Annotated in this window: 32 protein-coding genes and 1 tRNA gene; 15 read left to right on the forward strand and 18 right to left on the reverse strand. The window is 61.4% G+C overall.

Annotated features, from left to right (window positions below; translation table 11 throughout):
* The first annotated feature begins 132 nt into the window (after positions 1 to 132).
* Positions 133 to 444: a co-chaperone GroES gene (groES, locus tag SynA1528_RS02400; RefSeq protein WP_186587532.1), complete on the forward strand. Its 312-nt coding sequence runs from the start codon at positions 133 to 135 to the stop codon at positions 442 to 444.
* 57 nt (positions 445 to 501) lie between these two features.
* Complete coding sequence (gene groL / locus SynA1528_RS02405; protein ID WP_186587533.1) at positions 502 to 2,136, forward strand: chaperonin GroEL; 1,635 nt, start codon at positions 502 to 504, stop codon at positions 2,134 to 2,136.
* A 704-nt stretch (positions 2,137 to 2,840) separates the two neighbouring features.
* Here the strand turns inward: groL and SynA1528_RS02410 are convergent.
* Positions 2,841 to 3,626 carry a class I SAM-dependent methyltransferase gene (locus tag SynA1528_RS02410; RefSeq protein ID WP_186587534.1) on the reverse strand — a complete coding sequence of 262 codons (786 nt, stop codon included), beginning with the start codon at positions 3,624 to 3,626 and terminating at the stop codon, positions 2,841 to 2,843.
* Positions 3,627 to 3,995: 369 nt separating this feature from the next.
* On the opposite strand from SynA1528_RS02410, the gene SynA1528_RS02415 reads away from it, so the two are divergent.
* Positions 3,996 to 5,180 (forward strand): glycosyltransferase 61 family protein, encoded by a 1,185-nt coding sequence (locus SynA1528_RS02415; protein ID WP_222930189.1) that lies wholly within the window; start codon positions 3,996 to 3,998, stop codon positions 5,178 to 5,180.
* Here SynA1528_RS02415 and SynA1528_RS02420 read toward each other — a convergent pair.
* From SynA1528_RS02420 to gpmI, 3 genes are read right to left on the reverse strand one after another with little or no spacing between them, the layout of a single operon-like run.
* A complete protein-coding gene (locus SynA1528_RS02420; RefSeq protein WP_186587536.1) occupies positions 5,108 to 6,016 on the reverse strand; it encodes a sulfotransferase family 2 domain-containing protein in 909 nt (302 codons plus the stop codon). The genes SynA1528_RS02415 and SynA1528_RS02420 overlap by 73 nt on opposite strands.
* A 43-nt stretch (positions 6,017 to 6,059) precedes the next feature.
* The gene (gene secG, locus SynA1528_RS02425) at positions 6,060 to 6,290 is read right to left on the reverse strand and encodes a preprotein translocase subunit SecG (RefSeq protein ID WP_011127389.1); all 231 of its coding nucleotides are present in this window, start codon (positions 6,288 to 6,290) and stop codon (positions 6,060 to 6,062) included.
* The gene (gene gpmI, locus SynA1528_RS02430; protein WP_186587537.1) at positions 6,290 to 7,921 is read right to left on the reverse strand and encodes a 2,3-bisphosphoglycerate-independent phosphoglycerate mutase; all 1,632 of its coding nucleotides are present in this window, start codon (positions 7,919 to 7,921) and stop codon (positions 6,290 to 6,292) included. Before gpmI ends, secG begins: the two co-directional genes overlap by 1 nt.
* A gap of 106 nt (positions 7,922 to 8,027) precedes the next feature.
* Here gpmI and pyrR point away from each other — a divergent pair, with 106 nt between their 5' ends.
* Entirely contained in the window at positions 8,028 to 8,588 is a 561-nt protein-coding gene (pyrR, locus tag SynA1528_RS02435; protein WP_186587538.1) for a bifunctional pyr operon transcriptional regulator/uracil phosphoribosyltransferase PyrR, read from the forward strand.
* Here pyrR and SynA1528_RS02440 read toward each other — a convergent pair.
* From SynA1528_RS02440 to SynA1528_RS02450, 3 genes are all read right to left on the reverse strand, one after another.
* Entirely contained in the window at positions 8,572 to 8,793 is a 222-nt protein-coding gene (locus SynA1528_RS02440; RefSeq protein ID WP_186587539.1) for a ferredoxin-thioredoxin reductase variable chain, read from the reverse strand. The two genes, pyrR and SynA1528_RS02440, sit on opposite strands and share 17 nt — an antisense overlap.
* Positions 8,794 to 8,823: 30 nt before the next feature.
* Positions 8,824 to 9,669 carry a hypothetical protein gene (locus SynA1528_RS02445; protein ID WP_186587540.1) on the reverse strand — a complete coding sequence of 282 codons (846 nt, stop codon included), beginning with the start codon at positions 9,667 to 9,669 and terminating at the stop codon, positions 8,824 to 8,826.
* A 71-nt stretch (positions 9,670 to 9,740) separates the two neighbouring features.
* Positions 9,741 to 11,321: an Hsp70 family protein gene (locus SynA1528_RS02450; RefSeq protein WP_186587541.1), complete on the reverse strand. Its 1,581-nt coding sequence runs from the start codon at positions 11,319 to 11,321 to the stop codon at positions 9,741 to 9,743.
* A 62-nt stretch (positions 11,322 to 11,383) separates the two neighbouring features.
* On the opposite strand from SynA1528_RS02450, the gene SynA1528_RS02455 reads away from it, so the two are divergent.
* From SynA1528_RS02455 to SynA1528_RS02470, 4 genes are all read left to right on the forward strand, one after another.
* The gene (locus SynA1528_RS02455; protein WP_186587542.1) at positions 11,384 to 11,668 is read left to right on the forward strand and encodes a hypothetical protein; all 285 of its coding nucleotides are present in this window, start codon (positions 11,384 to 11,386) and stop codon (positions 11,666 to 11,668) included.
* 39 nt (positions 11,669 to 11,707) lie between these two features.
* The gene (locus SynA1528_RS02460; RefSeq protein WP_009790464.1) at positions 11,708 to 11,935 is read left to right on the forward strand and encodes a DNA-directed RNA polymerase subunit omega; all 228 of its coding nucleotides are present in this window, start codon (positions 11,708 to 11,710) and stop codon (positions 11,933 to 11,935) included.
* A 13-nt stretch (positions 11,936 to 11,948) separates the two neighbouring features.
* Complete coding sequence (locus SynA1528_RS02465; protein WP_186587543.1) at positions 11,949 to 12,332, forward strand: DUF1818 family protein; 384 nt, start codon at positions 11,949 to 11,951, stop codon at positions 12,330 to 12,332.
* Between the two features lie 300 nt (positions 12,333 to 12,632).
* Complete coding sequence (locus SynA1528_RS02470) at positions 12,633 to 12,881, forward strand: DUF2811 domain-containing protein (RefSeq protein ID WP_186587544.1); 249 nt, start codon at positions 12,633 to 12,635, stop codon at positions 12,879 to 12,881.
* Here the strand turns inward: SynA1528_RS02470 and SynA1528_RS02475 are convergent.
* From SynA1528_RS02475 to SynA1528_RS02500, 6 genes are all read right to left on the reverse strand, one after another.
* The gene (locus SynA1528_RS02475; protein WP_186587545.1) at positions 12,833 to 13,552 is read right to left on the reverse strand and encodes a hypothetical protein; all 720 of its coding nucleotides are present in this window, start codon (positions 13,550 to 13,552) and stop codon (positions 12,833 to 12,835) included. The genes SynA1528_RS02470 and SynA1528_RS02475 overlap by 49 nt on opposite strands.
* A complete protein-coding gene (locus tag SynA1528_RS02480; RefSeq protein WP_186587546.1) occupies positions 13,536 to 13,982 on the reverse strand; it encodes an EVE domain-containing protein in 447 nt (148 codons plus the stop codon). Before SynA1528_RS02480 ends, SynA1528_RS02475 begins: the two co-directional genes overlap by 17 nt.
* Positions 13,983 to 14,072: 90 nt before the next feature.
* Positions 14,073 to 15,461 carry a UDP-N-acetylmuramoyl-L-alanine--D-glutamate ligase gene (gene murD, locus SynA1528_RS02485; RefSeq protein ID WP_186587547.1) on the reverse strand — a complete coding sequence of 463 codons (1,389 nt, stop codon included), beginning with the start codon at positions 15,459 to 15,461 and terminating at the stop codon, positions 14,073 to 14,075.
* Positions 15,462 to 15,590: 129 nt separating this feature from the next.
* A tRNA-Val gene (locus SynA1528_RS02490) sits at positions 15,591 to 15,662 on the reverse strand.
* A 72-nt stretch (positions 15,663 to 15,734) separates the two neighbouring features.
* Positions 15,735 to 16,514 carry a photosystem II electron transport protein, Sll1252 family gene (locus tag SynA1528_RS02495; protein ID WP_186587548.1) on the reverse strand — a complete coding sequence of 260 codons (780 nt, stop codon included), beginning with the start codon at positions 16,512 to 16,514 and terminating at the stop codon, positions 15,735 to 15,737.
* Entirely contained in the window at positions 16,511 to 17,011 is a 501-nt protein-coding gene (locus SynA1528_RS02500) for a hypothetical protein (protein ID WP_186587549.1), read from the reverse strand. Before SynA1528_RS02500 ends, SynA1528_RS02495 begins: the two co-directional genes overlap by 4 nt.
* Positions 17,012 to 17,113: 102 nt before the next feature.
* On the opposite strand from SynA1528_RS02500, the gene serA reads away from it, so the two are divergent.
* The 4 genes from serA to SynA1528_RS02520 all read left to right on the forward strand — a co-directional run bounded on the left by serA (position 17,114) and on the right by SynA1528_RS02520 (position 20,574).
* On the forward strand, positions 17,114 to 18,700 hold the full coding sequence (serA, locus tag SynA1528_RS02505; protein ID WP_186587550.1) for a phosphoglycerate dehydrogenase: 1,587 nt from the start codon (positions 17,114 to 17,116) through the stop codon (positions 18,698 to 18,700).
* Entirely contained in the window at positions 18,700 to 19,587 is an 888-nt protein-coding gene (gene prmA / locus SynA1528_RS02510) for a 50S ribosomal protein L11 methyltransferase (protein WP_186587551.1), read from the forward strand. The genes serA and prmA overlap by 1 nt, the downstream gene beginning before the upstream one ends.
* A 158-nt stretch (positions 19,588 to 19,745) precedes the next feature.
* Positions 19,746 to 20,045, forward strand: a complete 300-nt coding sequence (locus SynA1528_RS02515) for a ferredoxin (protein ID WP_006043345.1) — start codon at positions 19,746 to 19,748, stop codon at positions 20,043 to 20,045.
* 100 nt (positions 20,046 to 20,145) lie between these two features.
* A complete protein-coding gene (locus tag SynA1528_RS02520) occupies positions 20,146 to 20,574 on the forward strand; it encodes a DUF8632 family protein (RefSeq protein WP_186587552.1) in 429 nt (142 codons plus the stop codon).
* A 9-nt stretch (positions 20,575 to 20,583) separates the two neighbouring features.
* On the opposite strand, the gene psbV is transcribed toward SynA1528_RS02520, so the two are convergent.
* On the reverse strand, positions 20,584 to 21,096 hold the full coding sequence (gene psbV, locus SynA1528_RS02525) for a photosystem II cytochrome c-550 (protein ID WP_222930198.1): 513 nt from the start codon (positions 21,094 to 21,096) through the stop codon (positions 20,584 to 20,586).
* 74 nt (positions 21,097 to 21,170) lie between these two features.
* The gene (rnz, locus tag SynA1528_RS02530; protein WP_186587553.1) at positions 21,171 to 22,130 is read right to left on the reverse strand and encodes a ribonuclease Z; all 960 of its coding nucleotides are present in this window, start codon (positions 22,128 to 22,130) and stop codon (positions 21,171 to 21,173) included.
* Positions 22,131 to 22,151: 21 nt separating this feature from the next.
* Here rnz and SynA1528_RS02535 point away from each other — a divergent pair, with 21 nt between their 5' ends.
* The 3 genes from SynA1528_RS02535 to SynA1528_RS02545 are packed head-to-tail and all read left to right on the forward strand — an operon-like array spanning position 22,152 to position 24,615.
* A complete protein-coding gene (locus SynA1528_RS02535; protein WP_502707718.1) occupies positions 22,152 to 23,534 on the forward strand; it encodes a SpoIID/LytB domain-containing protein in 1,383 nt (460 codons plus the stop codon).
* Between the two features lie 13 nt (positions 23,535 to 23,547).
* The gene (locus SynA1528_RS02540; protein ID WP_286187865.1) at positions 23,548 to 24,330 is read left to right on the forward strand and encodes a glucosamine-6-phosphate deaminase; all 783 of its coding nucleotides are present in this window, start codon (positions 23,548 to 23,550) and stop codon (positions 24,328 to 24,330) included.
* Positions 24,331 to 24,351: 21 nt separating this feature from the next.
* Positions 24,352 to 24,615: a hypothetical protein gene (locus tag SynA1528_RS02545; protein WP_186587554.1), complete on the forward strand. Its 264-nt coding sequence runs from the start codon at positions 24,352 to 24,354 to the stop codon at positions 24,613 to 24,615.
* Between the two features lie 18 nt (positions 24,616 to 24,633).
* Here SynA1528_RS02545 and SynA1528_RS02550 read toward each other — a convergent pair whose 3' ends face one another.
* The 3 genes from SynA1528_RS02550 to truB form a co-directional block, all read right to left on the reverse strand.
* Positions 24,634 to 24,807: a Nif11 family protein gene (locus SynA1528_RS02550; protein ID WP_186587555.1), complete on the reverse strand. Its 174-nt coding sequence runs from the start codon at positions 24,805 to 24,807 to the stop codon at positions 24,634 to 24,636.
* Positions 24,808 to 24,919: 112 nt separating this feature from the next.
* Positions 24,920 to 25,672 (reverse strand): YebC/PmpR family DNA-binding transcriptional regulator, encoded by a 753-nt coding sequence (locus SynA1528_RS02555; protein ID WP_186587556.1) that lies wholly within the window; start codon positions 25,670 to 25,672, stop codon positions 24,920 to 24,922.
* A 39-nt stretch (positions 25,673 to 25,711) separates the two neighbouring features.
* A complete protein-coding gene (gene truB / locus SynA1528_RS02560; protein WP_186587557.1) occupies positions 25,712 to 26,587 on the reverse strand; it encodes a tRNA pseudouridine(55) synthase TruB in 876 nt (291 codons plus the stop codon).
* Positions 26,588 to 26,627 lie beyond the last annotated feature (40 nt).

Raw genomic sequence — 26,627 nt, forward strand, 5'->3', positions numbered from 1 at the left:
GGTTCGGTCAACCGCACAGGTCGGCGCTGGTGAGAGGGGTGCTCGCTTGCATACGTTGGCAGTCATCGACTCCGAGTGCCAGCTCGCGTCGAATCGGCGTTTCGGCGCCCTGTCCTTGCTTCTGCATTACCCATGGCAGCTGTTTCTCTCAGCGTCTCCACCGTCAAGCCCCTGGGCGACCGCGTTTTCGTCAAAGTCTCCGAATCCGAGGAGAAGACTGCGGGCGGCATCCTTCTGCCCGATACCGCCAAGGAAAAGCCCCAGGTGGGTGAAGTGGTCCAGATCGGCCCCGGCAAGCGCAACGACGACGGCAGCCGTCAGGCTCCCGAAGTCGGCGTCGGCGACAAGGTGCTCTACAGCAAGTACGCCGGCACCGACGTCAAGCTGGGTAGCGACGAGTACGTCCTGCTCACCGAAAAGGACATCCTGGCCATCGTCAACTGAGACGGGACCCGGACCTCAGCGTTTTTGAACACCTCCATTTATTAGGACACGCCTTCCATGGCTAAGCGCATCATTTACAACGAGAACGCCCGCCGCGCTCTCGAGAAAGGGATCGACATCCTGGCCGAGTCCGTCGCTGTGACCCTTGGACCCAAGGGCCGCAACGTGGTGCTGGAGAAGAAGTTCGGTGCTCCCCAGATCATCAATGACGGCGTCACCATCGCCAAGGAGATCGAGCTCGAAGACCACATCGAGAACACCGGTGTTGCTCTGATCCGTCAGGCCGCTTCCAAGACCAACGACGCCGCCGGAGACGGCACCACCACCGCCACCGTCCTGGCCCACGCCATGGTCAAGGCCGGTCTGCGCAACGTGGCCGCCGGGGCCAACGCCATCACCCTGAAGAAGGGCATCGACAAGGCCTCCGACTTCCTGGTCAGCAAGATCAAGGAGCACTCCAAGCCCATCGCTGACAGCAACGCCATTGCCCAGGTGGGCACCATCTCCGCCGGTAACGACGAAGAAGTCGGCAAGATGATCGCCGATGCCATGGACAAGGTTGGCAAGGAAGGCGTGATCTCCCTCGAAGAGGGCAAGTCCATGGAGACCGAACTGGAGGTCACAGAGGGCATGCGCTTCGACAAGGGCTACATCTCCCCTTACTTCGCCACCGACACCGAGCGGATGGAGGCGGTGCTCGACGAGCCTTACATCCTGCTCACCGACAAGAAGATCGGTCTGGTGCAGGACCTGGTGCCCGTGCTCGAGCAGATCGCCCGCACCGGCAAGCCTCTGATGATCATCGCGGAGGACATCGAGAAGGAAGCCCTGGCCACCCTGGTGGTGAACCGTCTGCGCGGTGTTCTTAATGTGGCCGCCGTCAAGGCCCCTGGCTTCGGTGACCGCCGCAAGGCCATGCTCGAAGACATGGCTGTGCTGACCAACGGTCAGTTGATCACCGAGGACGCCGGTCTCAAGCTGGAGAACGCCAAGCTGGAGATGCTTGGCACCGCCCGTCGCGTCACCATCAACAAGGACACCACCACCATCGTTGCCGAGGGCAATGAGGTGGCTGTCGGCGCCCGCTGCGAGCAGATCAAGAAGCAGATGGACGAAACCGACTCCACCTACGACAAGGAGAAGCTGCAGGAGCGTCTGGCCAAGCTGGCCGGTGGCGTGGCTGTGGTGAAGGTGGGTGCGGCCACCGAAACCGAGATGAAGGACAAGAAGCTTCGTCTCGAGGACGCCATCAACGCCACCAAGGCTGCGGTGGAAGAGGGCATCGTCCCTGGCGGCGGCACCACCCTCGCCCACCTGGCACCTCCCCTCGAAGAGTGGGCCAAGGGCAACCTGGCCGGCGAAGAGCTGATCGGCGCCAACATCGTGGCCTCGGCTCTCACCGCTCCGCTGATGCGCATTGCCGAGAACGCTGGTGCCAACGGCGCTGTTGTGGCGGAGAACGTCAAGTCCCGCGCCATCAGCGAGGGTTACAACGCAGCCAACGGTGACTACGTCGACATGCTGGCTGCCGGCATCGTCGATCCCGCCAAGGTGACCCGCTCCGGTCTGCAGAATGCCGCCTCCATCGCTGGCATGGTGCTGACCACCGAGTGCATCGTGGCTGACCTGCCCGAGAAGAAGGACGCAGCACCTGCCGGCGGCGGCATGGGCGGTGGCGACTTCGACTACTGAAGCAATCAGAGAGGCTCTAGGGGCTACCCAACCCTTTGCCTTTGGTCTTCAAAAACATTTGGGATGCTCCGGCATCCCTTTTTTATTGCCTGCTCTTGGGGGGGGGATGCGTGAAAAGCATCTAAATAATGCGAAGCAGACTAAATTATGCTGCTGATATTACAATCTACCACCCTTGAAAATCTTCTACGTCTCAACACGCATGAAGTTGCAATCGCAGTGATCCTATTTCACCCCAAAGCAAATTGCTTTAGGGTGAAATATGTTGTTTGATTTATGTGGTATTCATATATAGTAATGATATGGCTTCAACTGCGTCACCTATTCGCGTTTTTTAGTGGCTTGTATGCATTTTGAGGTTAGCTCTACGATTATTGCGATGCCGTGGTTTTGGTGTATCGCTATTGCTCCACTGAAGCAACAACAAATTTTTTCGAGATGACGTCCCTAAGTTTATATAAGCTCATGTACTACAAAAGGTCATTAGGATCGTTGGCTTTGTAACTATTGGTTGTTTAGCGCGACACGTATGCAAACGAATTCTTTAAATTACAATTACCATAGCATCTTTTGGCGATTGAGAAAAATTAATTGTTACTTTTACTTCCCTTCGAAACTGGTACGTAAATAATTGAATCTATTGCAGCCCGGAACTAATGATGCTTGCAAGAGTTCATAATGATTTCCTTGGACGCATTTGCTAATTAAGTAACATCTTTCACGACAATGCAGGAGTGCTTGATAAAGCTTATCATTGCTATTGATTGCAGATAGTCTTCTTCACTTTGCAACAAACTTTTCAACGATTTGACGTCTGCAATAGTCAAACCAAGATTTTCCAAAAAGTTTTCGTCACTCGGATGTTCCCGGCGATCACCTGTTAGACGGCTTGCAAGGTATTGAAAAAAGCTGAAGGCGTCTAGTTTTTCTTTTCGTGCAAGTCCATGCCCTTGTCGAAATGAACCAAATGATGTATGAATGTCCTCAATGATATAGATACCGCCTTTATTTACTGTTTTAAATAATCTTTCGAAGCACTTGATTTGATGGTCCCAGTGATGAGAGGCGTCATCGATCACGATGTCATATGAATGGTCTTGAAGGGTATATAAAAATTTCTCATTGCCTAGGTCTCCGACAAAAGTTTTTACGTTTGGTATTAAATCCAGTTGTGTTGCAGATGATTTTATGTCGGCAATAAAAATCTCTGAGTTGTCTCCAAAATATCTTGACCATATTTTTGCAGATGCGCCAATGTTCCATTCCGGTCCTGCTCCAAGCTCGAGCAATGAGATGTCCTTTTTCCCACGAAATTGCTTGAAAAAAATTTCATATTTCCTGAGATAATCATGCCCTTCCCCGCGAGATGAAAATCGTATATCTTTGCTTTGACTCCGATCTTTTGATGCTTTGTCACAGTTGTGCTCTAGGCCAAGTTGATCAAGTTCACTTTGGGAAGTTGGTATAATTAACAACTGCCAAGTGCTCAAATTACAGTGCTCAATTTTATGTGAAAAAGTAGTGCACCTGGATGCCGGCCATGATATTGTATTAAAGCATCACATAATCAGTATTTGAATCCTCGTAACGCCGGGGCGTTGGATGTATGCAGTCGTGATTTAATTGCGGGTTGGTTTTCTGTCGAGACTGGCACAGTGAGTCTCTCAATTGAAGGAATCTTATTTTCTCTTCAGGCTTCAATAAATCGACCTGATGTAGCTGCACATGGATTTCCCCTAAAGTCTGGCTTTCGTCTTAAAAGACAAAAGCACACAAAAATCTTTCGGTGGCTCGACCATTGCTTGCAGAATCATCATGCAAGTATTCAATTAAGATGTTCTGCTAATAGTCCGTTGTGTTTGGCTGAGCGTCAGGTAACTCATAAATCTGACATTTATCGGAGAGTAAAAACAACAAAATTTGGTGATGAATTGTTTCATTTGTTGGAAGGATCTAAAGTATTAAATTACGACGGTCAAGCGCAGCAGGACGACCCCTATACAGCCCTACATCTTGGTTTAAGTGAAAAATTAACGGCTTCATGCTGTATTGACGCCTATGTCACCTCCACTTATGGAGTATTTGATCGTCTTGGCTATCCCTTTCAGGCTGGATTTCTTTGGCGCGGTTGTCGGAATGATGGAATTGAGGATTATCCCTTTGGTAAACCAAGAAAAGTACTAGTTTTCAAGCAAAGAAGAGTTCGCGCATTTGATCGAGGACTATACATAAGTGCTCTTATACTTAATCACTTTGGACACACATTGACGGAAGGGCTGTCGAGCTTATATCCGCTATTGTTGTGGAAAAATCAAGGCTTCGACCTTTCAAAAATAACAATTGTCATACCATTTGCATTTAGAAATGAAATTCGCAAATTGGCTGAGTTGTTAGCAATCCCTGAGGAGTCTTTTGTTTTCCCTGAAGATGAAAGCCAGTTTCTTTATTTTAAAGCTTTGTATATCCCTGACCCGACGATGGTTAATCGACGTTTTGTATCGCCTATGCATAGCAGTATTGTTAATGCTTATTTCACTTTGTTGAATGCTAATGAAGACTCCAGACCTGTTGGAATTCGAAGTTTTACGGGATCTACTAAAGTTTATATTTCGCGGTCCGCTTTGGTTTCACCAAGTAGTCGAAATTACTCTGAGGAAAAGCAGCTAGAGCAACTACTGCAAGCTCGTGGATGGGCTATTTTTCATCCTCAGGATTATTCTCTTAAGGAACAGTTGGCTGTTTATCGAGGTTCTCAATTTCTTTGTGGTATTGACGGTAGTGCATTTCATGCACTATTTGGCTTGAAGAGGATTACCGCAAAAATAATATTACTTACAGAGTCTGAATTTTTGGATAAAGTTTCACCATCATGGAATTATATTTTGCAATTTAACTCGCAGGGTGTTGACTGGCTGTCGCTGTGCTGCTTTGTCCGTAAAGGACTAAGTCTTCTACTTGATCAAAGCTCATATCAATCGAATCTAATTCTTGCTGAACGAATAGATGAGCTCGCAGAGTTTAATTGTGCTGAGCCCAAGAATTGAATCATCTCATAATCTTTTGCGAAAAATTCATTGAATTTGGCTCGAAGTTTTGGCATTCTTTTGATGAATTCTTTGGCAGCCGTTGATGTAGGTAGCTCTTTTCTCTGGATGAGTGAATATGAGTTGATTTTTGCAAGTCTAGGATTATCTGATTTAACCCAGCCTGAATCGGGCAATGTTGTGACGTTGATTTTTGGAGGCATGTAGCTGAGATCTAGATGTGAATTCACGAGTTTAAGATCGTCTTGAAAGTTTTCAATTCGAAGCTGAAGTAATTGAACATTTAACTCTTTAGCGCTTAATATTGTGTGTAATGACTTGGTGTCGGTTATTTGCGGTCTGAAATGTGAATTAAGTGCCTGGGGATTGTCTTTATTGGAGGAGATATACCGCAAAAAATTCCTAAATGATAATCCAAAATGACCTTCGCTATTGATGAACGTTTCCTTCTTATTTCCGCTCTTTGCCTTTCTGATTTCGTGCGTCTTCTCTTCGATGATCTTTTCTAGAAATTGTCTTGAAAAACCTTCGAGGCTGTTGTATTTGTCAATGGCCTTTCCTGTGTAGACCACAAATTTATTTATATAGCTACTCAGCATCCGGCTAACTGGGTCTCGTGTTGTCACGATGAGCGTCTTTACACTGCCGGCCTCAATGAGTCCAGGAAGTTGGGATAGATGAAAGTTGTAGCCTTCGCGCTGTAGAAAGAGCCTTTTGTCGCCTGGAATATTTTTGCGATCCAAAGCATTGGTGCACCAGTGGCCTAATGATGTGCATGCGCACTTCTCGCTCCAGGTAATTGCTGCTCTCTTGCCCGGAATGAAGTAAAAATTCATGAATTAAATCAGCGTTTTGTGTGGTCGTTCGGGTCTCCAGGTCTTATCCCAGCCATCCAGCGCTCAAAATGACAGCCAAGCTCAGAAAGATGGCCAGGCAGGTCCAGGTGACGCGGTTCAGGGTGGCTTCGGCGCTGCTGGCGCTGCTGAACATCGAGCTGCCGCTGGCTGCCAGGCCGCCCATGCCGTCCCCTTTGGGGCTGTGGAGGAGCACAAGAACGATCAGCAGAAGACCGCTGCCGATCCAGGTCCAGGACAGGATGGACGTGAGCATCAGACGGGAAGAGGTAAACGGGCCGACAGTGGCGACGGGTCGACGTTGGTCACTGGTTCAATCAGGCTACGGCCTGTCATTGCTTCCGGTTGAGGCAGGTTGAGGATCTGCAGCAGGGTGGGAGCAATATCGGCGAGTCCGCCATCGCTGCGCAGTGTTATGGCGTTGCCGTAGCCGGGAAGCTTGCGCTGTTCACCCTCCACAAGAATGCAGGGAACCGGGTTGGTGGTGTGGGCCGTCCAGGCCTGACCGTCGGGACCTTGCATCAACTCGGCGTTGCCATGGTCCGCCGTGATCAACATCGTGCCGCCACGGCGGCCGACGGAATCCAGCAGGCGACCGACGCAGCGATCGACTGTGGCGATGGCCTCGGTGGCCGCATCCATCACCCCGGTGTGTCCCACCATGTCCGGGTTTGCGTAGTTAATCACGATCAGGCTGTAGGTGCCCTGGTTGATCGCGGCAATACAGCTGTCCGTGAGCTGGTCGGCAGACATGGCCGGTGAGAGGTCATAGGTGGCCACCCGCGGTGAGGGCACCAGATGCCGCTCTTCCCCCGGCAGCGGTTGCTCGATGCCACCGTTCATGAAGTAGGTGACGTGGGGATACTTTTCGGTTTCTGCCGTGCGGTACTGACGCAACCCGGCACCGGCCACCACCTGACCCAGCAGATCGTCCAGGGGTTCAGGGGGGAAGGCCACGTCCACCGGTAAGTCCTGCTCCACCTGGGTGAAGGTGACCACCTCCAGCTTTGGTGCATGCCGGCGCTCAAAGCCGTCGAAGTCCGGCAGGCAGAGCGTCTGGACAATCTGGCGCGCTCGGTCCGGGCGGAAGTTGAACATCAGAACGCTGTCGCCGTCCTGCATCACGTCGCTGCTCAGGCGCACCGGCTCGAGGAACTCATCGGTGATGCCAGCGGCGTAGCTCTCGGCCAGCAGCTGCTGCGGGCTCAGGTCGCTGACAGGACGAGTGGGATCGGTATACAGGTCGTAGGCCTTCTCCGTGCGATCCCAGCGCTTGTCTCGATCCATGGCCCAGTAACGGCCGCAGATGCTGGCCAGATGACCGACCCCAGCTTCCTCAATCGCCTTTTGCATCAGGGTGATTGAACCCATCGCGCTCTGGGTGGGCGTGTCGCGGCCATCGGTGATGGCATGGATGGCCACCTTCTGGATGCCGGCCGCAGCGGCCCAGTGGATCAGTCCGCAGAGATGGTTGACGTGGCTGTGAACGCCACCATCGGAGCAGAGCCCCAGCAGGTGAAGGGTTCCATGGCCGTTGCGCACGCGCTCCGCCAGCTTGGCCAGCGCGGGGGTGTCCTTCAACTGGTCGTCGCGCACGGTGTCGCTGATCCGCACCAGCTCCTGGCGGATGATCCGTCCCGCACCGATGGTGAGGTGCCCGACCTCGGAATTTCCCATCTGCTGATCCGGCAGTCCCACATGGGATCCGCTGGCCTGGATCAGGGTGTGCGGATAGGCATGCCACAGCGCTTCCATCACCGGCGTGTCGCTCTGGCGAATGGCGTTGTGTTCGCTGTCGTTGCGGTGTCCCCAGCCATCCAAAATGGTGAGAACGACCGGGGCCACTCCCAAGTCGCGTCCTGAACCGTTGGAACTGCTCTGGTCCACGTACCCCCCGCTCTCGTCGGTTCTTAAGGACTTTTGCAGATTCAACTTAACGCTCCATGGGCCGCCAGGCTCGTCTTTCCAGAGATCACCACACCGTCACCGCTCCATGACAGAACCGCTGGACACCGATCGGGTCGAAATTCTCTCGGATCGGGAGCTCGGCAGGACCCTGGCCCGCCTGGCCACTCAGGTGCTGGAGAGCGTGGACGACAGCCGCACGCTCATGCTTCTGGGCATCCCCACCCGGGGGGTTCAGCTGTCCAAGGTGCTGGCACGGGAGCTGGAGCGGCTCAGCGGCCACGCCATTGCCCAAGGATCGATCGATCCCACCTTTCACCGGGATGATCTGGAACGGATCGGCACCCGTCTCCCCCAACTCACCACCCTGCCCAACAGCGTCGAAGGCCGGCAGGTGGTGTTGGTGGATGACGTGATCTTCACCGGGCGGACGGTGCGGGCCGCCCTGGAAGCGCTGCAGAGCTGGGGGCGTGCCCAGCGGGTGATGCTTCTGGCCATGGTGGATCGCGGCCACCGGGAACTGCCGATCCAGCCTGATTTCTGTGGCCGTGTGGTGCCAACCCGTCGCAGCGAAACCATCGAGCTGCGGTTGCGGGATGTGGACGGGGAGGAAGGGGTGTTCCTGCGGCGAATCAGCCGGCCGGCGTGAGTTCGTCGGCGCGGAAGTGGGCCTTGTAGCGACCGAAGGCCACGATCACCGGCAGGGTGGGGCTGATCACGCGACCCTTCCAATCGTTCAAAACGGACACCACTTCACCGCTCTGACCCTTCATGTCGAAGGCTTCTCCACGGTGTTGGGGATGGTTGAAGACCACAACGGAGGCCTCGACCGTCACCTTGTCTCCCGCCTGCATGGTCTATGACTCCATCGTGGGGGCATTTTGTCACGCTCCTGTCGGCCCCCGTCGTCGGCAGAAACTCTCCGGACCGTCCTCCTCCACCTGGCCACCCAAGGCACGGCAGCCGGCTTCGAATGCCTGCCATGGCTCCAATCCCCGATCGAGCTGCTGTTGAACGGCCCGATCCAGTTTCGTTCCGCTGATCACATCCGAGCGGCCGTCGCTGTGCTGCTGATGCTCCTGGCTGTCTCCGATCCGGGCAATGGCCACGTCAACTTTCTGGCGCTGGGGCTGGGTCTGGGCTCGCCACCAGGGGTGGTCGAGGCGGTTGTGGCTGTCGAGCGCTTCCCACCAGCGTTGCTGGTCCACCAGTTGAGTCAGCCGTTCAGCCTCCAGGCGATTGCGGTTCCAGGTCTCCCGCAGGCTGTCGCTGGAGGGGTTACCACCATTGGTGGCGGCGCGATCCAGCGGCTCCAGCATTGCGATCGATCCCTCCAGATCACCGGCCCGAAAGCGCTGCATGGCCCCTTCCCTCAGGTCCCGCCGCCAAACCTGGATCTGCTCCACATCCGTGGCGCTGGCCTGGTCGGATTGCACCAGCTGACGCTGCACCTGCAGGGCAGCAGCCTGATCGCCGCTGTTCCAGAGCTGGGCCGCCCGTTGGCGGCGGCAACGGGCCTGCTGTTGTGGTGCCCCCTCCCCCAGCCAGCGCAGGGCGGCCAGCTGTTCGGTGAGCTCAAGGCAGCGGCTCCAGTCCCCGCTGTCGAGCGCTTGCCGTAATCGCCCTGGAAGCTGCCGTTCCCACCAGAGGGCACCGCTCGCGAGGCTCAGCACCAGCGCGAGCGTCCCCACGACCCAGAGCTGAAGCGGCAGCGGGCGACGTGGCGCCACGGTCAGGAGTTGTCACTTTTTGAGTTGTATGGAGTTCGCCCCCGGGGGGAAGCCTGGTGTGGACGGCCTGGTCAGCGGACGTGGCCGAGATGCAGATCCGGCAGGCGGCGACCGCTGCGCAGATCGGTGACCTCGGCCTGCAGCCGGGCCTCCGCGTCCAGCTGCAGGCGTAGTCGCAGGCAGTCCTCGCCAGCCCGACCTGGAGGATCCAGGGGCAAGGGCGCGCTGGCCTCAGGCCAGGGCTGATGGCGGAGGTCGTCCTCCTCTTCCCGTTGAATGATTGGCAGGCCATTCACCTCAATCACGCGGAAGCGACGCTCGGATGAGGGTTCCCCGAACACCAGTTCCAGCTCAGTCTGTCCATTCCGACTGGCGGCCAGCACCAGTTCGAACGGCTGCGGACTGGGCCAGGGCTGTCCAGCCACGAACAGGGGATGCCAGCGATGCTGCTGACTGCGTTGGTCCCAGATGCGCAGGGACACACCGTGTTGCAGCACATCCCGGATCGACACCCCAGGGGTGAGGCTCAGGGCTCCCAGGGCGACCGCTTCGACAGGGGGTGGGGTCAGCAGTGGTGCCGGTGCCGTGTTCTTCTCCAGCCAGCGTCGCAACCAGGGCAGTTGGGCGCCGCCGCCCACCGCCACCACGGCGTCGAGTTCGGTCAGATCGCAGCCGTGCCGTCGTCCCCCGGTGAGGGTGGCCTCCAGCAGCTGCCGCAGGGCTTCCGCCAGCCCGCGTTCCTCCAGCAGAGCCTCCAGCTGGCGGCGCGACATCCGCAAGGGTTGGTCCGCTGCGCCGTTCCAGGTTTCTTCGAGGACGGTCTGCTCCGCCAGCTCCGGATCGCTGAGTCGACGTTTGAGTCGTTCCGCCGCGTTCAGCAAAGCGGGCTGCAGTGGCGCCTCCGGGCAGCAGGCATTGGCGATCCAGCGATCGATATCACGTCCCCCCAGCCGTAATCCCGCCTTGCCCAGCACCTCGGCATTGCGCAACCGCTGGCGGCTGCTCTCCCCCAGCTGACGTCCACCCAGTCGCAGCAACTGGGCGATCGGCGCCGCCTTGCCTTCTCCCCCCTGCAAGGCCACCAGCGCCAGGTCGAGGGTGCTGCCGCCGAGATCGACCACGAGCAGTCGCGCCCCTGGGGGAAGGCTGGCCCCCAGGGCTGCCGCGGTGGGCTCATCCACCAGGGCGATCTCCTCCACCGGCAGCGCACTGCAGGCCTCCAACAGCCAGCTGCGGTAGTCGCGATAGGTCTCAACTGGCGCTGTCAGCACCAGGCGTTCCACCCGCAGCGTCTGGGGTAGGTGCCTCCAGATTGCTTCGAGCAGCAGGGCTCCGGCCTTGGCCGCCCGATCGCTCAGGTCCCGGCTGCCGGCCTCGGCGCTGCCGATGTGGCGCTTGAAATCCCTGGCCAGGTGGGGATCGTCCAGGTCGGCACGTCCCGCCTCAATCACCTGTTGCCCGATCAGAGGGGATTCGTCGCCCAGCCACAGCAGGCTGGGGACTTCACCCCTCAGTTGGCTGATGGGGGGCAGGTCCAGCAGGCGTGGGCTGCTTCCGTCAGTTGCAGCGAAGGCCACCACCGATGTGGTGCTGCCCAGGTCGATGGCCAGCGTGCCTGGTTGAGATGAATTCTGAAGCTTTTCTTCTCCCACGCCGGTCCAGACCGTGATGAGGGCACGGTGAATGAAGATTGAGATTAGTGGGACCCGCCTGGATGGATCGCCTGCAGCAGCTGATTTTTTCCTTCTATCGGGAAGATCCCCTGATGGAAGAGCTGCTGGAACCCTTGCGGGATTGCCGTATGCGTCGCAGTTGGGGCAGCATCCGGATCGAGTGCCTCGATGCCGCCCATCTCGAGCAGATCAGTGGGTTGCTGGTCCACCTGAGGCTTCCACTGGCAGCCCTGGGGCTCGGACGTCAGATCGTGCTGCGGGTGCCCGGCTCCCTGCAGCGCAGCTATCCGATGCATGTGCCGTTCCACAGCGACCAGCTGGCTTGAGGTGGCCCATTAAGGTGAAGTCTTGTGTGGGACCTGCACGTGATTTCTGCCGGGGTGGATTCCAGTGACCTCGCCAAACGCGGCGAAAGCCTGATTCGGCAATCCAGCAACCGTTACCTCACCACGGTGCGCATTGCCTTCCGGGCCAAGCAACGCCGCTTTGATGACTTCGACGGACTGTTGGAGGAATCCAGCGTGAAGCCCGTGCAGCGGGCCATCGTGGAACTGAGCGACGAGCAGGATCAGCCTGATCTGCTGCCCGGCTGATGGCGGCAGGGTCGTGATTCAGCAGGAGGGTCCCGGTTGGCGATTGGCCCGGGATCCCATGCGTGGCCAACACCCCGTCCTGATCGGAGGCGAGGGATGGGCTTTTGAACTCACCGAGGACGAGTGGGCAGCCCTGGCAGACCTGGTGCTGACCCTTGAACGCCAGCATCGAGCGCTGGTGGATCAGCTGATGGCTGAGGAAGCGATTGAGTTGGAGCTGGATCGCGGGCTCTGGTGGGGATGTCTGCAGGGGGATCGGGCCAGCTGGAGTGTGTCGGTGGTGCTCACTCCGGCGGCGGGCCGAGGGGTGGAGGGCCACTGGCCCTCCACGGCGAGTGCGGCGATGGTCGCGGCGATGAGAACGCTGTGGGACAACCGCAATGATCAGTGCAACTGATCGTTTGGCACTGACTGATTTCTTCCACGGGGCGCCGCTAGCTTGTGCACAGCTTTTCCACAGGGGTTTGCCGTTGATGCGCTAGGGCGCTTGCCGCTGTGGAAAAGGCGGTTGGCGGCGTCGGCTTGGTTGACGAGAAGTGGCCTCGGCCCGGTTGGCGATCGACTGGGGCGATCCGTGGCCAGGACTGCAGTCATGGCTTTGATCTCAGGCGGAGACCGATGCGAACGGCGGGATTGGCGTCGCCCTTGACGCGGTCATGCCCGTGTGGAGAAGTGGTGAGCAATCGGGAGCGACGAGATGCCTCAGCAGCAGGAGTCCATGGCCATCGATGACGACAGCGTCGTCAGTTTTCAGACCGAGATGCCGTTGCCGCTGCAGCAGGCCATGACCCGTTTCATCGAGGGGCATCCCAACTGGGATCAGTACCGCCTTGTCCAGGCGGCCCTGGCGGGGTTCCTGGTGCAGAACGGGATTGAGTCCCGGGAGATCACCCGGGTTTATGTGGGCAATATGTTTCGCCGGGAAACGCTGCTGCACGGCGTCTGAGTTCGGCAGCAGGCCATCAGGACCAGTGCGCTGAAGGGCAGGCTCAGCAGCAGACCCAGGGAGGCGCCGATCAGTCCGAGCAGATTGATCCCACTGAGCAATCCCAGCAACGCCAGCATCTTGAGGCCGTTGTGGCGCACCAGCTGTCGGCTGTGGTCCATTGCCTGAAGGGCGCGGAGGCGATGGTGCACCAGCAGCGGCAGTGCCAGCACCTGGCTGAACATCCAGCACAGCATCAGCAGTCCTCCACTCACCACCACAACTCCGGCCAGGGTGGTGCTCAGCCGGCCAGCGGCCCAGCTCAGGGTCTGGATCAGGGCCAGGCCCCCCAGCACGAGCAGCAGCTCGAACAGCACCAGTCCTGTGGCCTGTCGCAGCAGCCAGCTCCAGCGGATCGGTGGCTCAGGTCTCGACTCCGGTGGCAGCAGCTGGTCCGCCAGCTTCAACAGTGCCAGGAGTGGCAGCAGGGGGAGCACCAGGCTGGCAACCACCGCAAGATCCCCTAACCAGGTCAAGCCGAGCCGGCGCAGATCCTCGCCAAGGAGGGCCGGACCGATGGCGCTGAGCAGCAGGACGTTCGCCAGCCCCACGCAGCGCCAGGGTGCCTTCCCGAAGCCGATCCAGGCCCGCGGGAGCAGCGTGACCAGAGGCAGCTCAGTGGAGGGGGCCAAGGCGTTCCAGCAGGTCGGCGGCTGTGGCAGCCGGTACCGGCAGGATCGAGAGGCGGTTGCCGCGTTTGATCACGGGCAGTTGCTTCTCGCTGTAAAGCTCCCGCAGTTGATTGAGGCTCAACAACTCTCGGAACTCCCCCATAAAGCGCAGCCTGGCGCAGTCCCAGCGCGGTTGTTCGCGCTTGGATTTCGGGTCGAAATACTTGGCGTCCGGATCGAATTGGGTGGGATCCACCAGGCCGATCTCCTCCACCTCCATCAGACCGATGATTCCGGGAGGCTTGCAATTCGAGTGGTAGAAAAAGGCCTGGTCGCCGATGGCCATGGAACGCATGAAGTTGCGGGCCTGGTAATTGCGGATGCCATCCCAGAGCGTGCTGCCTTCACGACGAAGATCGTCGATCCCATAGGCCTCGGGCTCGCTTTTCATCAGCCAGAAGGCCACGTGCAGATTTCCTCGCAAGTGTTTTCATCATCCGCTCTTCTGCTGGGAGCAGTGGATTAATCGATTCGATTTGTCTCAGTTGCTTCCGCTTTGCACCTGGTGAATCAGCTGTTTGAAGTGATCGCCCCGCGCTTCGAAATCGCGGTACTGATCAAAGCTGGCGCAGGCCGGTGAGAGCAGCAGGTTGGAGGCTCCCAGCGCCTCTGCACGCTGAACGGCCTGGTCCACAGCAGCGGACAGGTCGTTGCAGAGGCTCAGCGGACCAGGGAAGCCTGACGTGGTGATTAGCCCCTGCAGTTCCTCGGCGCCAGCCCCGAAAAGCACCACGGCACAGGCCCTGCGGTTCAGTTCCGCAAGCCAGTCGCTGGCATCCCCCTGCTTGGTGGTTCCCCCCGCCAGGACCACCACCGGACCCCGCATGGCCCGCAGCCCCACTGCAGCAGCGTCGTAATTGGTGGCTTTGCTGTCGTTGAAGACCTGCGCGTTTCTGATGCGCCCGAGCGGTTCGAGGCGATGAGGGACTCCCGGGAAGGAACGCAGCCCCGCTTCGATTGATGCAGGGCTGAGGCCGATCTGCAGCGCCGCGGCGGTTACCAGCAGTAGGTTCTGGTGGTTGTGGGACCCCGGCATGGCCAGTGCTTCAGCGGGGAACAACCGCTGGGTTGGCTCGTGGACCCAGCCTTCGTCGTCGATCCAGAGGTCGGCGGGGAGACCATCGGGTTGGGCCGACTCCGCACTGACCCAGATGCCGCCGTTCCAGCTCCGGCGCTGCTGGCGCAGGTCGGGATCATCGGCGTTGAAGATGGCCTGGTCGGAGCGTTCGAGCAGGCCGCGCTTGATCGCCCGATAGGCCTCGACGGTGCCGTGGCGTTCCAGATGATCCGGGGTGAGCGTGGTCCAGATGCCGATTCGGGGGCGGATGCGGTCGGCGGCTTCGATCTGGTAGCTGCTCAGTTCCATCACCAGCCAGTCGGGTGGTGCGGCTGACTGTTGCTGCAGGCTCAGGGCCATGTCGGCGGCGGACACGCCCATGTTTCCGCCCATGGGAGCGGCCAGGCCGGCTTTGCCCAGCACATGGCTGAGTAGATGGGTGACGGTGGTCTTTCCGTTGGTGCCGGTGATGCCCACCCAGGGGATGTGCTGCAGCGCGTCCCAGGCCACAGCCATCTCTCCATCCACGGCGATGCCGTGCTGGCGCAATTGCTCGATCGTTGGGTGGTCCCAGGGGATCCCTGGGCTGATCACCACCCGTTGCACGTCATCCAGCCAGGGGCGAAAGCTGTCGATGGCGAAAGGGGACTGCAGTCGCACCTCAATCCCCTGTTCTCGCAGTGATTCAGCTTTGGCCTCCAGCAGTTCACCCTGGCCGGAGTCGATCACGGAGACGGAGTGACCGGAGGCCTGCAGCAGGCGCGCAGCTCCCAGGCCCGAGCGCCCAAGTCCGATGACGACGGTTTGAGCCATCGAGTTCAACTGCGCCAATCGCTTGGCAGCCTACGGGGATGAGCAGAAATACTGGAAAGTAATTTGGAGGTGAAATTTTGGCTTTGTACTAAATCTTGAGCGGCAATCTCTCCGCTTCGTTTAATGAAATGGGCGATACTGGATTTGAACCAGTGACTCCTACAATGTCAATGTAGTGCTCTACCCCTGAGCTAATCGCCCGAAATGAAGGCAACCAACGTGCACTGTCGGTTGATTTCGGTATTAGAGATTAGCAGCAGGCCTGCCCGCACTTCAGCGGCGCATCAGTTCAATCCGCCAGCGCTCCCGCTTGGTCAGGGTGCATGACAACAGCTCGAGGCTGCCGCGATCCTGCAGCTGCAGGCGATCACCCACCTTCAGTTCGCGACTCCCCTGGCGGACCGGTTCCCAGTTCAACCGCAAGCGTCCAGCCTTGATCTGACTGACCACCTTGGATCGAGACATCCCGAATCCGGCTGAGGCGATGGCATCGACTCGGCAGGAGGCTTCCACTGTGGTGAGCCGTTTCGGATTGCGTTGGGCCGGCAGTTGCAGCTGCGTGATCTCGAGAACGTCGCAGTGAATCTCCACATCCCGGAGCTGTCCGCGGCGCCCCTGCAGATGTTCGGCTGCGCTTGGGCTGATCAACCCCTGGCCGCCCCGATCGCCGCGCACCCAGAGATCACCGAGATCATGGGGTTCGGCTCCCATGCTGTGCAGGGCCGATCGCAGGTCATCAGGACTGATGGGGTCAAACAGAAAATTGCCTTCGATCAGCAGTCCCTGGATCGGCGGGGGCAGCTCCACCGGCTGATCACGGCGATGGCAGAGCATTCGGCAGCGTTCGGCCCCCGGATGACCGCCGTCGCGCTGCCAGGCCAGTTCGCTGAGGCTGCTCAGTCGCTCCAGCGCTTCCTCCTGCAGAGGGGCATCGACAAAGGCACTCCAGGTCGGTTGCCAGGTGCGCAGCACCACCTCGGCCAGATCCAACAACGCCGCCAGACCCACGGGGTGGCGGGCTTTGGTCAGCAGTTCGTCCCGCGGCAGCCTCACAGGTCGTTCAGCCGCACCACCTGCTGCGGTCGGTTGCGTTGCACCACTTGCCAGGGCGCTTCGATGCCGTTGGGGGTCTCCACCAGCACCAACCAGGAGCCCTCATCCCGTCTGTTGCGCAGGATGCGCACGCCGGCTTCGTTGTCGGAATCCACGCTGGCCGCCGCGGCATAACTGCCCATCAGACCGGACCCCATCCCCATCAGTCCACCGATCAGCGTTTCCCCCCAGGGCCCGAAGGCCGCGAAGGTGGTGAGGTTGGTGATCTTGGTGAAGGTCACGCCCGCCAGAAAACCGAAGGGCATCAGCCAGCGGGCCATCGCCTTCTGCCGCCGTTGGCGGGTGAGATTGGGACTGAGCAGGGGCACGCTGTCGATGGCGTCCCCCTCCGGCGGAATCGCCTGGCACGTCAGCAGGGGTACGTCTGTGCCCCGCAGCTGCTCGGTCAGTCCTTCGGCTGCGGTCTGATCGGCCAGAACCACGACGCAAACGGGCATTCGCACACATCCTGAGGGCTCAATTCTGAACCCTGTCCTGCGAAGTTCAGGGGCAGTGAATGCCGATCACTACAGTTCGGCGCGGCAGTACCGCGCCCAGCGATGTCCAAAGTTCTGGTTTCCGACCCGATTGATCAGGCCGGGGTCGACATTCTCAGCCAGGTGGCTCAGGTGGACCAGCGTCCTGGTCTCTCCCCCGAGGAACTGGTCAGCGTGATCGGTGATTACGACGGATTGATGATCCGTTCCGGCACGCAGGTGACCGCTGAGGTGATCGCGGCTGCATCCAAGCTCAAGATCATCGGCCGCGCCGGCGTCGGTGTGGACAACGTCGATGTGCCGGCCGCCACCCAGCGGGGGGTGCTGGTGGTGAATTCCCCGGAGGGCAACACGATCGCGGCGGCGGAGCATGCCCTGGCGATGATGCTCACCCTGTCGCGGCATGTTCCCCAGGCCCATGCAGGCATGCGGGCCGGCAAATGGGACCGCAAGAAGTACGTCGGCAACGAGCTCTACAAGAAGACGCTCGGCGTGGTCGGGCTGGGCAAGATCGGCTCCCACGTCGCCCGCGTCGCCCGGGCCATGGGGATGGAGGTGATCGCCTACGACCCTTTCATCGCCGCTGACCGCGCCCAGCAGATGCAGGTGCGGCTCACCGAGCTGGATGAGTTGTTCCGCACTGCGGATTACGTGACGCTGCACATCCCCCGCACCAAGGACACCGAGAACCTGGTGAATGCGGAGCTGCTGCGCACAATGAAACCCACCGCACGGATCGTGAACTGTGCCCGTGGTGGTGTGGTGGATGAAGCGGCCATCGCTGAGGCCATCAACAACGGCGTCATCGCCGGTGCCGGCCTGGATGTGTATGCCAGCGAACCTCTGGCGGAGGACTCGCCCCTGCGGGCGGTGGAGCGCGGCCTGGTGCTGACCCCCCACCTCGGTGCGTCCACGGAGGAGGCTCAGGAGAACGTGGCCACTGATGTGGCGGAGCAGATCCGCGACGTGCTGCTGGGGCTGCCGGCACGCAGCGCCGTCAATATCCCTGGCCTGAGTGCCGAGATCATGGAGCGGCTGAAGCCGCATCTGCAGCTGGCGGAAACCGTCGGTCGCCTGGTGAGCCAGCTCTCCGGCGGCCAGGTTCAGGAACTGGAACTGCGTTTGCAGGGGGATTTCGCCAACCATCCCTCCCAGCCGCTGGTGATCGCCTCGCTGAAGGGTCTGCTGGGGGCGGTGCTGGGGGACAGTATCAACTTCGTCAACGCTTCTTTGGAAGCCAAGGCCCGCGGTATCCGCGTGCTGGAGGTGAAGGATGAAGCCAGTCGCGATTACGCCGGCGGTTCACTTCAGCTGATCAGTCGCGGTGATCAGGGCAGCCGCAGCGTCACCGGCGCGGTGTTTGCCGATGGAGATCTGCGGATCACCAGCATCGATGAGTTCCCTGTGAACGTGACCCCCAGCAGCCACATGCTGTTTACTCGCCACCGGGACATGCCCGGCATCATCGGCCAGCTGGGATCCATGCTCGGTGAGCACAACGTGAACATCGCAGCGATGCAGGTGGGACGGAAGATCGTTCGCGGTGATGCGGTGATGGTGCTGAGCATCGACGACCCGATCCCCGCAGCGTTGCTGCAGACCGTCACCGCGATTGAGGGCATCCAGGAAGCCCATCCGGTGAGCCTCTGATGTGGTGGCGTCTTACGATGGCGTGTCCTCCTGAATTGGAGGAATCGCTGGTTTGGAAACTGACGGACCTCGGTCTGCACCGCCATGCGGTGCAGCATGCTCCGGAGACGCCGGATCAGAAGCAGCTGCTGCTGTGGCTGCCGCAGCCGGAATGGCCCGAGGCGGAACGCCAGCAGCTCCTGGCCAGCCTGGCGCCTTTGGCGGAGCCCTTCGGCCTGGAGCTGCCCCAGGGGCATTGGGATGATGTGGCGGACGAGGACTGGAGCCTGAGCTGGAAGCAGCACTGGCAGCCGGATCCGGTGGGGACTGGGTTATTGATCCTTCCTGCCTGGCTGGAGGTGCCGCCCGAGCACGGCGATCGGTTGGTGATCCGCATGGATCCGGGTAGTGCCTTCGGCACCGGCAGCCACCCCACGACGCGGCTTTGCCTGGAGGCACTGGAGCATGCTCCCCCCGTTGACGCCCTGGTGGCGGACCTGGGTTGCGGAAGCGGGGTGCTGGGGCTGGCGGCCCTGGGGCTGGGGGCGACGGCCGTGGTGGCGGCGGACACCGATTCCCTGGCGGTGCGGGCCACCGGTGACAACCGCGAGCTCAACGGCCGCTCAGAGGATCAGTTGAGGGTGAGCCTGGGATCGGTGGACGCTCTGCAAGAGCTGCTGCAGGGCCGTCTGGCCGATCTGCTGCTGTGCAACATCCTGGCGCCGGTGATCGAGGCCCTGGCTCCGGGGTTCGACTCCCTTGTGGCCCCTGAGGGGCGTGCCCTCCTCAGTGGCCTGCTGGTGGATCAGGCCCCCAGGCTGGAACAGGTGCTGGGGGATCTGGGCTGGGGCGTGAAGGCGAGGGGCTCCCAGGGCCGCTGGGGCCTGCTCGAGATCCGGCGCCGCTGAGCCCCGATTGGCAATAAGCCAGGCTTATCAGTGGGTGGTCTCCGATTGGACCTGATCGGTTGCAGGCCCAGAACCCGCGGGATCACCCCTTGTCTGCAGTAGATAAGTGCGGTCCTGCAGGACCGGCCATCCGGGACCCTGTACGCATTCACCAAGTCATGGCTTCCTACAAGGTCACCCTGGTCAGCGAGAGCGAAGGTCTCAACAAGACCATCGAAGTGCCCGACGACCAGTACATCCTCGACGCTGCTGAAGAGCAGGGCATCGATCTGCCCTACTCCTGCCGCGCTGGCGCTTGCTCCACCTGCGCCGGCAAGATCACCGCTGGCACCGTCGATCAGTCCGACCAGAGCTTCCTGGACGACGACCAGATCGAAGCCGGTTTCGTGCTGACCTGCGTCGCATACCCCACCTCCGACTGCACCATCAAGACCCACGCTGAAGAAGAGCTCTACTGAGTCCTTCGCCCAGTTTTGGGTTGTCGCTTCAACCACCCCTGCGGGGGTGGTTTTTTGTTGCTCAGCACCCTTGCATGACCCTGAACGCACCGCTGTTGCCGTGAGCCGTCCCGATGTTGAGGAGCTGCTGGCGCCCGGCAGCATTCACACCAGCCCCGGCGGGCAGTACAGCTTCCGTGTCATCGGCCCCTGCTGCCGGTTGTTCGATCGTGAAGAGCTGCCATGGCCCTGCTGCCGTCTGGCCTGGCGCAGCAAGGAGCCCAGCTGGCGCCGGGTGGGGCGTCGCTTCGTTCCCGACCTGGCGGCGCGGCGATGCCCCTCGTACGCCGTGGAGCTGCTTCAGCCGGGCTCCAGGCCTACAGGCACAGTGCTGACGCTCTTTTCGGTGCGGTTCAGCCGTGGGCTGCAGGAGTGGTGGTACAGCCGCCATCCCCGCTCGATGGAGCCAGGCAACCTGGCACCTCCGCCAGCCGAAGCACCAAAAAACCCCAGAAGCCCTGAAGCCACTGGGGTGAGTGAACCGGGTTGAGGAGCTCGATCAGAAGTAGATCTTTCCGCCGCCCCAGGCCGTGCCCTGCACCTTGGGGGCCACCAGGATGTAACCGGCCATCAGGCGCAGCTCTTCGTCGGTGAGATCGCGCATGGCGGGGTAGAGCTCGGCATCGCGCATGCTCGGATGCAGGTCAGCAATGCTGTATTCGCCGTCGTAGGAGGTGGGGTCCTTCATGTAGTCCACCAGGGCGTCGACGTTGTCACGTGCTGGTGTGGCCAGGGCCAGGGTCTCGGGATCGAGCCCCACGTTCTGGTTGGTCTTGGTGATGCCACCGGCGTGGCAGGTGCCGCAGCTGGTGTTGAACACCTTGCGGCCGGTGTTGATCTCCTGCTCGCTGAAGGTCACCTGGGTGCCCTCAGGGTTGCCTGGAACGGTGAGGGTCTCGGCATCCCAGCGGACCGCCTCTGCAGGGGACGCCAACACCAGCCCGATCAGCACGGGAACCAGGATGAGAAGTCCCTTCAGGGATTGCTGCAATGTGGAGAAAAGAGAGGCCATGAAGGACGCCGGGGATTGACGGACAAACCGCACCAAGCCCTTGTATCACGGCAAGTTGGCCGTCTGTGGCCGAATCACGAACTGTTGCAGTGGGGTGTCACATCCAGGCTGAGGAAGTCCTTGGCCAGAACCGTGTTGGGGAAGATCGCCTGGGCTTCCTTCAGCAGGTCATCGGGGCTCACCGGGTTGCCCGGCACGTAGCGGGGACTCAGGTGTGTGATCGCCAGTTGGCCGACACCGGCTTCGGCGGCGGTCTGGGCCGCCATGGTGCTGGTGGAGTGCTGTTTCTGAAAGGCCATCTCCGCCTCGGCATGGGCGAAGGTCGATTCATGGATCAGCAGATCCACGCCCCGGGCCAGCTCAACAGCGGCATCGCAGAAGACGGTATCGGTGCAGATCATCACGCTCACCCCCGGTCGCTCCGGGCCGCAGAGCGTGGTGCCGTCGATGACGCGGCCATCCTCCAGGGTCACGCTCTCACCGCGCTTCAGCCGGGCGTACACCGGCCCTGGCGGTATGCCGAGGGACCGGGCCTTATCGATGTCGAACCGTCCCGCCAGGGGCTTCTGGTCCACCCGGTAGGCGTAGGCCGGCACCCGGTGGGTCAGGGGGGTGCAGCGCACGGTGAGCTCGTCGTCTTCGAACAGCACGGTTCCCTGTTCAGCCGCCGGCCGTGAGCGGTGCACCTGGAGCGGATAGCCGATGCGGGTTGAGCTGGTGTGCAGCGCACCCTTGAGGAAGGATTCGAGCGGATCGGGGCCGTAGAGATCCACCCCGTCCTGGCAGGAGCCGGACAACCCCAGGCTGGCCAGCAGCCCTGGCAGCCCGAAGACATGATCACCGTGCATATGGGTGACAAACACCCGCCGCAGTTGTGACAGGCGCAGATCGCTGCGCAGAAACTGATGCTGCGTGCCCTCGCCGCAGTCGAACAGCCACATCTCCGACCGCTGCGGCAGACGCAGGGCCACGGCGGAGACGTTGCGCGCCCGGGTGGGCACACCGGAACTGGTACCGAGAAAGGTGACCTGCACGGCCGCTGGTACTCAGTGGTCATGCTGCCATCTGGTTGGCCCTGGACAGGCGGGGCACACTGGGACGCGTTCTGGTGTCGCGTGCGTTTCGCTCCGATCGTCGCTCTGATGGGCTGTGCTGTCGTCAGCGCTGTCGCTCCGCCACCTGCTGTGCCCCTGGGCCGTGAACCGCAGATGCGCGTGCTGGTGCAGGAGGGGCCGCGCCTGGCCCTGCGGGCCGATGGCAACCAGCTGTTTCAGGTGCGGGGTCTGCCGGGGGGCACCCGCACGTTGCGTCGCCTGGTGCTGAGCCTGCGCGGTGGGGCGCTGTTGGCGGAACTGGATGGCGAGCAGCAACGACTCCCGGCCAGCAGTCTTCTTCAGGTGCGATCCAGTGACCCTCGGGGCATCTGGCTGGCACAGCGCCGTTACCGAGGTGAGCTGCGCCTCAGTGGCCGCGGCGGCCAGCTCCGGGCCGTGAACGCCCTCGGCATCGAGTCCTACCTGATGAGCGTGGTGGGCAGTGAGATGCCCCATAAGTGGCCACTGGCTGCTCTGCAGGCGCAGGCCGTGGCCGCACGCACCTATGCCCTTCAGCAACGCAGTCGAGGCGGTGGCTGGGATCTGAAGGCCACCGTCGCCAGCCAGGTGTACCTGGGTGTTGAGTCCGAAACCCCGCGCACCCGTCAGGCCGTGGCCAGCACCCGCTCCCTGGTGTTGGTGCACGGCGGCAAGTTGATCAATGCGGTCTTCCACAGCAGCTCCGGTGGTGTCACCGAGGCCAGCGGCATGGTCTGGCGCAACCAGCTCCCCTATCTGGTGAGCGTGCCGGATCACGACCAGCACAGTCCGATGCATCGCTGGCAGGAGCGGTTCGACCTGGAGGGTCTGCGCCAGCGGCTGCCGGAAACCGGTGGTGTGAATGCGGTTGATGTCCTGAGCCGCAGTGCCAGTGGACGGGTGCGGCAGGCGCGGCTGCGGGGGCCGCGGGGGTCGCTGCTGCTGAGCGGCGCCGATCTTCGCCGCCGTCTGGGCCTCAAGAGCACCTTGGTGAACTTTCAGATGGTTCCGGCCATGGCACCGCCGGAACCGGTTCCGGCCCTCAGGGCAACGCCGGTCCAGGGCGCCTCCAGGATTGCCCAGATCACGGCGTCGGTGTCACGCCCAAGCCCGGCTCTGCTGGGGGGGCTGGGCCGCGAGCGCCGGCAAGCGCTGCCGGGGTGGCAACTGCTGGTGACGGGGCAAGGCCATGGCCATGGCGTGGGCATGAGCCAGTGGGGGGCCAATGGCCTGGCCAGGCAGGGCGCTGATTTCCGCACGATCCTTCGCCATTACTACCGGGGGGCTGAGGTGATGCCCTACCAACCCCATCACGACGGTTCAGTGGCGCAGACCTGGCCATCGGCGCCAGCTTGGAGGGGTTGATCCGGCGCTGCCGTTGCCCTCTTTCTCCATCGTTGACGATCCGCCGCGTTCGGCTGAGGTGTTGTGCACCAGGCTGGTGGACCAGCTGGAGCGATCCCTCCGTCAGATCCTTCAGAACCCGGCGGCCAGCCGCCCCCTGGGTCTGGCCACCGGGCGCACGATGGAGCCGCTTTACGCCGCCCTGGTGGAGCGCCTGCTGCGCTGGCCATCGCCCGATCTCGCGGCGCTTCGGCGCAGCTGGTGCAGCTTCAACCTGGACGAGTACCTGGGGCTGCCAGCCGGCGATCCGCGCAGTTACCGGACCTTCATGGACGATCGGCTGGGGCGGCCCCTGGCGTTGCCGGCGGGGGCCTTGCAGCTGCCCGATGGGCAGGCGGCCGATGGGGATGCTGCCGCTGTGGCGTTCCGCGCTGCCCTGCAGGCCAAGGGAGGAATCGGTGTGCAGCTGCTGGGTCTGGGCAGCAACGGCCATTTGGGCTTCAACGAGCCCCCCTGCGGTCGTGAGCAGGCCTGCCGGGTGGTGGAGCTCTCAGAGGCGACGCGACGCCAGAACGCCGGCTTGTTCGGAGGTGACCCCGCGGCGGTGCCGCCCTGGGCCATCACCCTGGGGCTGAAGGAGATCCTGGCGGCTGAGCAGATCCACCTGGTGGTGACCGGTCGCGGCAAAGCCCCCATCCTTGGCCGCCTGTTGGCCATGGATCAGCCCGATCCCGCCGTGCCGGCCAGCTGGTTGCTGGAGCACCCCCAGGTCAGTCTCTGGGCCGATGCGGACGCCCTGTCGCTCTCCTTAGCTTGAACGGGTGAACGCGTCGCTTCGATGAGCATCGACCCCGTGGAACGCCGCCTGGAACAGAGCTTCGAAGCGGAGCGCTGGACGCGTTTCATCCAGGACTGTCAGGACATCGAGCAGCTGCGGGAGACGGCTCTGGCGTTGGTGCAGCAGCTCGCGCAGCAGAAGGCTGCCAGCGCCTGGATGGCCAGCCGCGCCTCGGAATCGGAGAACGCCAAGTTGCAGATGCTGGCCCAGATGATCCGCCAGACGGACGACAGTGGCGAGACATCCTCTGATCGGGGGATGTGATCCCGCAGCGAAAGCCGGTCAGTCGTGGTCCTTCTGCCAGCGGCTGAGGCTGGCGGGGGAGAACTTGTGGCCGTGGCGGGCGGCCACTTTCACCACACAGGAGTTGTCCTTGCCGCAACGCTGCACCTCAGCTCGGATGTTGTCGTTGCTCTGGACGCGGGACATGAACGTTTCCAGCTGCTTCATCGACATGGATTCGAGTCTCCAGAAGGGATGACTCCGGCCTAGCTGCTGCGTCTGTGTGCTCCCCAACACGAAAGGATTGATCCGGATTTCCACACAGCGTGTTGCAGTTGCTTGCGCTCTATGAAGCTTCCAGGTCCAGATTCTGGTCGAAGTCGAGGTTGGCGCTGACGCTGCGGACGTCGTCCAGGCCATCGAGGGCATCCAGCAATTTGAGGCACTGGCGTGCGGTGTCGATGTCGCTGATCTCCACGCTGCTCAGGGCTGACCAGCTGTGGCCCCACTCCCGCACGGTCCAGCCCTGTTGATGCAGGCCGTCCTGCAGGGCCTCCAGGCTGGTGAAGGGGCCATGCACCAGCGCCGAGCCGTCCTGCAGCAGTTCATAGCCATCGGCGTCGAGCTCCAGCAGGCTTTCCAGCAGCCGTTCCTCATCGGCAGCCGTGGCCTGGATGCTCACTTCGCTGCGGTGGGTGAACAGATAAGCGACGCAGCCGCTTTCCCCGAGGTTGCCGCCGTTCTTGCTGAAGGCCAGTCGCAGATCAGCAGCCGTTCGATTGCGGTTGTCCGTGAGGGCCTCCACCAGCACGGCCATGCCGGCCGGGCCATAGCCCTCGTAACGCACCTCCTCCAGTTGGGTGCCATCACCCCCCTGGCCGGAGCCCTTGGCGATGGCTCGCTCGATGTTGGCGGCTGGAACCCCGGCAGCCTTGGCCTTGCTGATCGCCGTGCGCAGCTGAAAGTTGCCGGATGGGTCCGCCCCATCCCTTGCCGCCACCATGATCTCGCGGCCGAGGCGGGTGAACACAGCCCCGCGCTTCGCGTCAACGACGGCCTTGGTGCGTTTGATCTGGGACCATTTGCTGTGGCCGGCCATCGCTCCTGAGCGCCCTGCACCGATGCTGGCGCACGGACCTCAGCCGCTCGCATCAAACACCACCTTCGGTTGGAGTTGATCGTGCTCCTGGCGCAGCCCGATGCCCGCCATGCTGCCGTCGGCGTTGCAGACCACCACGGCGTTGCCTGGACCCGGCTCCAGGCTCAGTCGACGGCCGCAGCGCCAGTCGGCCTCCTCGCTGCCGTTGAGCTGGCGGCGGGGCAGATGCTCCAGGGCGAGCAGAGGGGAGAGAGGTGGCGGAGGTGTGGTGTCCGCCTTCGGCAGCGCTTGGGCCTGGGACTCGAGGAAGCCGAGGGCCTGGGTGCGGCGCAGCTGGGCCAGGCAGCCGCCGCAGCCCAGCTGCTCGCCAAGATCGCGAGCGAGGGCACGGATGTAGGTGCCAGTGGAGCAGTGCACCTCCAGGGTCAGCTGTCCCTGGCGGGTGTCCCAGTGCAGCAGCTCCAGGCGGTGGATGGTCACCGGCCGTGGAGGCAGGTCCATCTGCTCTCCTCTTCGGGCGCGGGCGTGGGCCCGTTCGCCGTCCACATGCACGGCGGACACCTGGGGCGGGCGTTGCTGGATCGGGCCACGGAACCGGTTCAAGGCGCTCTCCAGCTCCTCGAGCTGAAGGTCAGGCCAGGGGGCCTGGCGCAGCAGCTCCCCCTCCAGGTCGTCGCTGCTGGTGACGCGCCCCAGCTGGATCACCCCCCGGTAGGTCTTCTCACCGGGGAGGTAGGGCAGCAGGCGTGTGGCGGGGCCCAGGGCGATCGGCAGAACCCCCGTCACCGCAGGGTCCAGGGTGCCGCCGTGGCCCACCCGTTTGAGGCCATAGCAGCGCCGTAGACGGCTGACGCAGCTGTGGGAGGTGAGCCCGGCGGGTTTGTCGATCACCACGAAGCCGAAGGGGCCGTCCAAGGGGGGTGGTCGTCGTGACCCCAGACTGTTGCATCCCAAC

Source organism: Synechococcus sp. A15-28, assembly GCF_014280175.1.
Lineage (GTDB): Bacteria > Cyanobacteriota > Cyanobacteriia > PCC-6307 > Cyanobiaceae > Parasynechococcus.

Bases quoted from the DNA above. Each gene is read 5' to 3' on its own strand.
- groES (WP_186587532.1), top strand. From the start codon at position 133: ATGGCAGCTGTTTCTCTCAGCGTCTCCACCGTCAAGCCCCTGGGCGAC.
- groL (WP_186587533.1), top strand. From the start codon at position 502: ATGGCTAAGCGCATCATTTACAACGAGAACGCCCGCCGCGCTCTCGAG.
- SynA1528_RS02420 (WP_186587536.1), bottom strand. From the start codon at position 6,016: ATGAATTTTTACTTCATTCCGGGCAAGAGAGCAGCAATTACCTGGAGC.
- secG (WP_011127389.1), bottom strand. From the start codon at position 6,290: ATGCTCACGTCCATCCTGTCCTGGACCTGGATCGGCAGCGGTCTTCTG.
- pyrR (WP_186587538.1), top strand. From the start codon at position 8,028: ATGACAGAACCGCTGGACACCGATCGGGTCGAAATTCTCTCGGATCGG.
- SynA1528_RS02440 (WP_186587539.1), bottom strand. From the start codon at position 8,793: ATGCAGGCGGGAGACAAGGTGACGGTCGAGGCCTCCGTTGTGGTCTTC.
- SynA1528_RS02455 (WP_186587542.1), top strand. From the start codon at position 11,384: ATGGATCGCCTGCAGCAGCTGATTTTTTCCTTCTATCGGGAAGATCCC.
- SynA1528_RS02470 (WP_186587544.1), top strand. From the start codon at position 12,633: ATGCCTCAGCAGCAGGAGTCCATGGCCATCGATGACGACAGCGTCGTC.
- SynA1528_RS02480 (WP_186587546.1), bottom strand. From the start codon at position 13,982: ATGAAAAGCGAGCCCGAGGCCTATGGGATCGACGATCTTCGTCGTGAA.
- murD (WP_186587547.1), bottom strand. From the start codon at position 15,461: ATGGCTCAAACCGTCGTCATCGGACTTGGGCGCTCGGGCCTGGGAGCT.
- SynA1528_RS02500 (WP_186587549.1), bottom strand. From the start codon at position 17,011: ATGCCCGTTTGCGTCGTGGTTCTGGCCGATCAGACCGCAGCCGAAGGA.
- serA (WP_186587550.1), top strand. From the start codon at position 17,114: ATGTCCAAAGTTCTGGTTTCCGACCCGATTGATCAGGCCGGGGTCGAC.
- prmA (WP_186587551.1), top strand. From the start codon at position 18,700: ATGTGGTGGCGTCTTACGATGGCGTGTCCTCCTGAATTGGAGGAATCG.
- SynA1528_RS02515 (WP_006043345.1), top strand. From the start codon at position 19,746: ATGGCTTCCTACAAGGTCACCCTGGTCAGCGAGAGCGAAGGTCTCAAC.
- psbV (WP_222930198.1), bottom strand. From the start codon at position 21,096: ATGGCCTCTCTTTTCTCCACATTGCAGCAATCCCTGAAGGGACTTCTC.
- SynA1528_RS02535 (WP_502707718.1), top strand. From the start codon at position 22,152: ATGCTGCCATCTGGTTGGCCCTGGACAGGCGGGGCACACTGGGACGCG.
- SynA1528_RS02545 (WP_186587554.1), top strand. From the start codon at position 24,352: ATGAGCATCGACCCCGTGGAACGCCGCCTGGAACAGAGCTTCGAAGCG.
- SynA1528_RS02550 (WP_186587555.1), bottom strand. From the start codon at position 24,807: ATGTCGATGAAGCAGCTGGAAACGTTCATGTCCCGCGTCCAGAGCAAC.
- SynA1528_RS02555 (WP_186587556.1), bottom strand. From the start codon at position 25,672: ATGGCCGGCCACAGCAAATGGTCCCAGATCAAACGCACCAAGGCCGTC.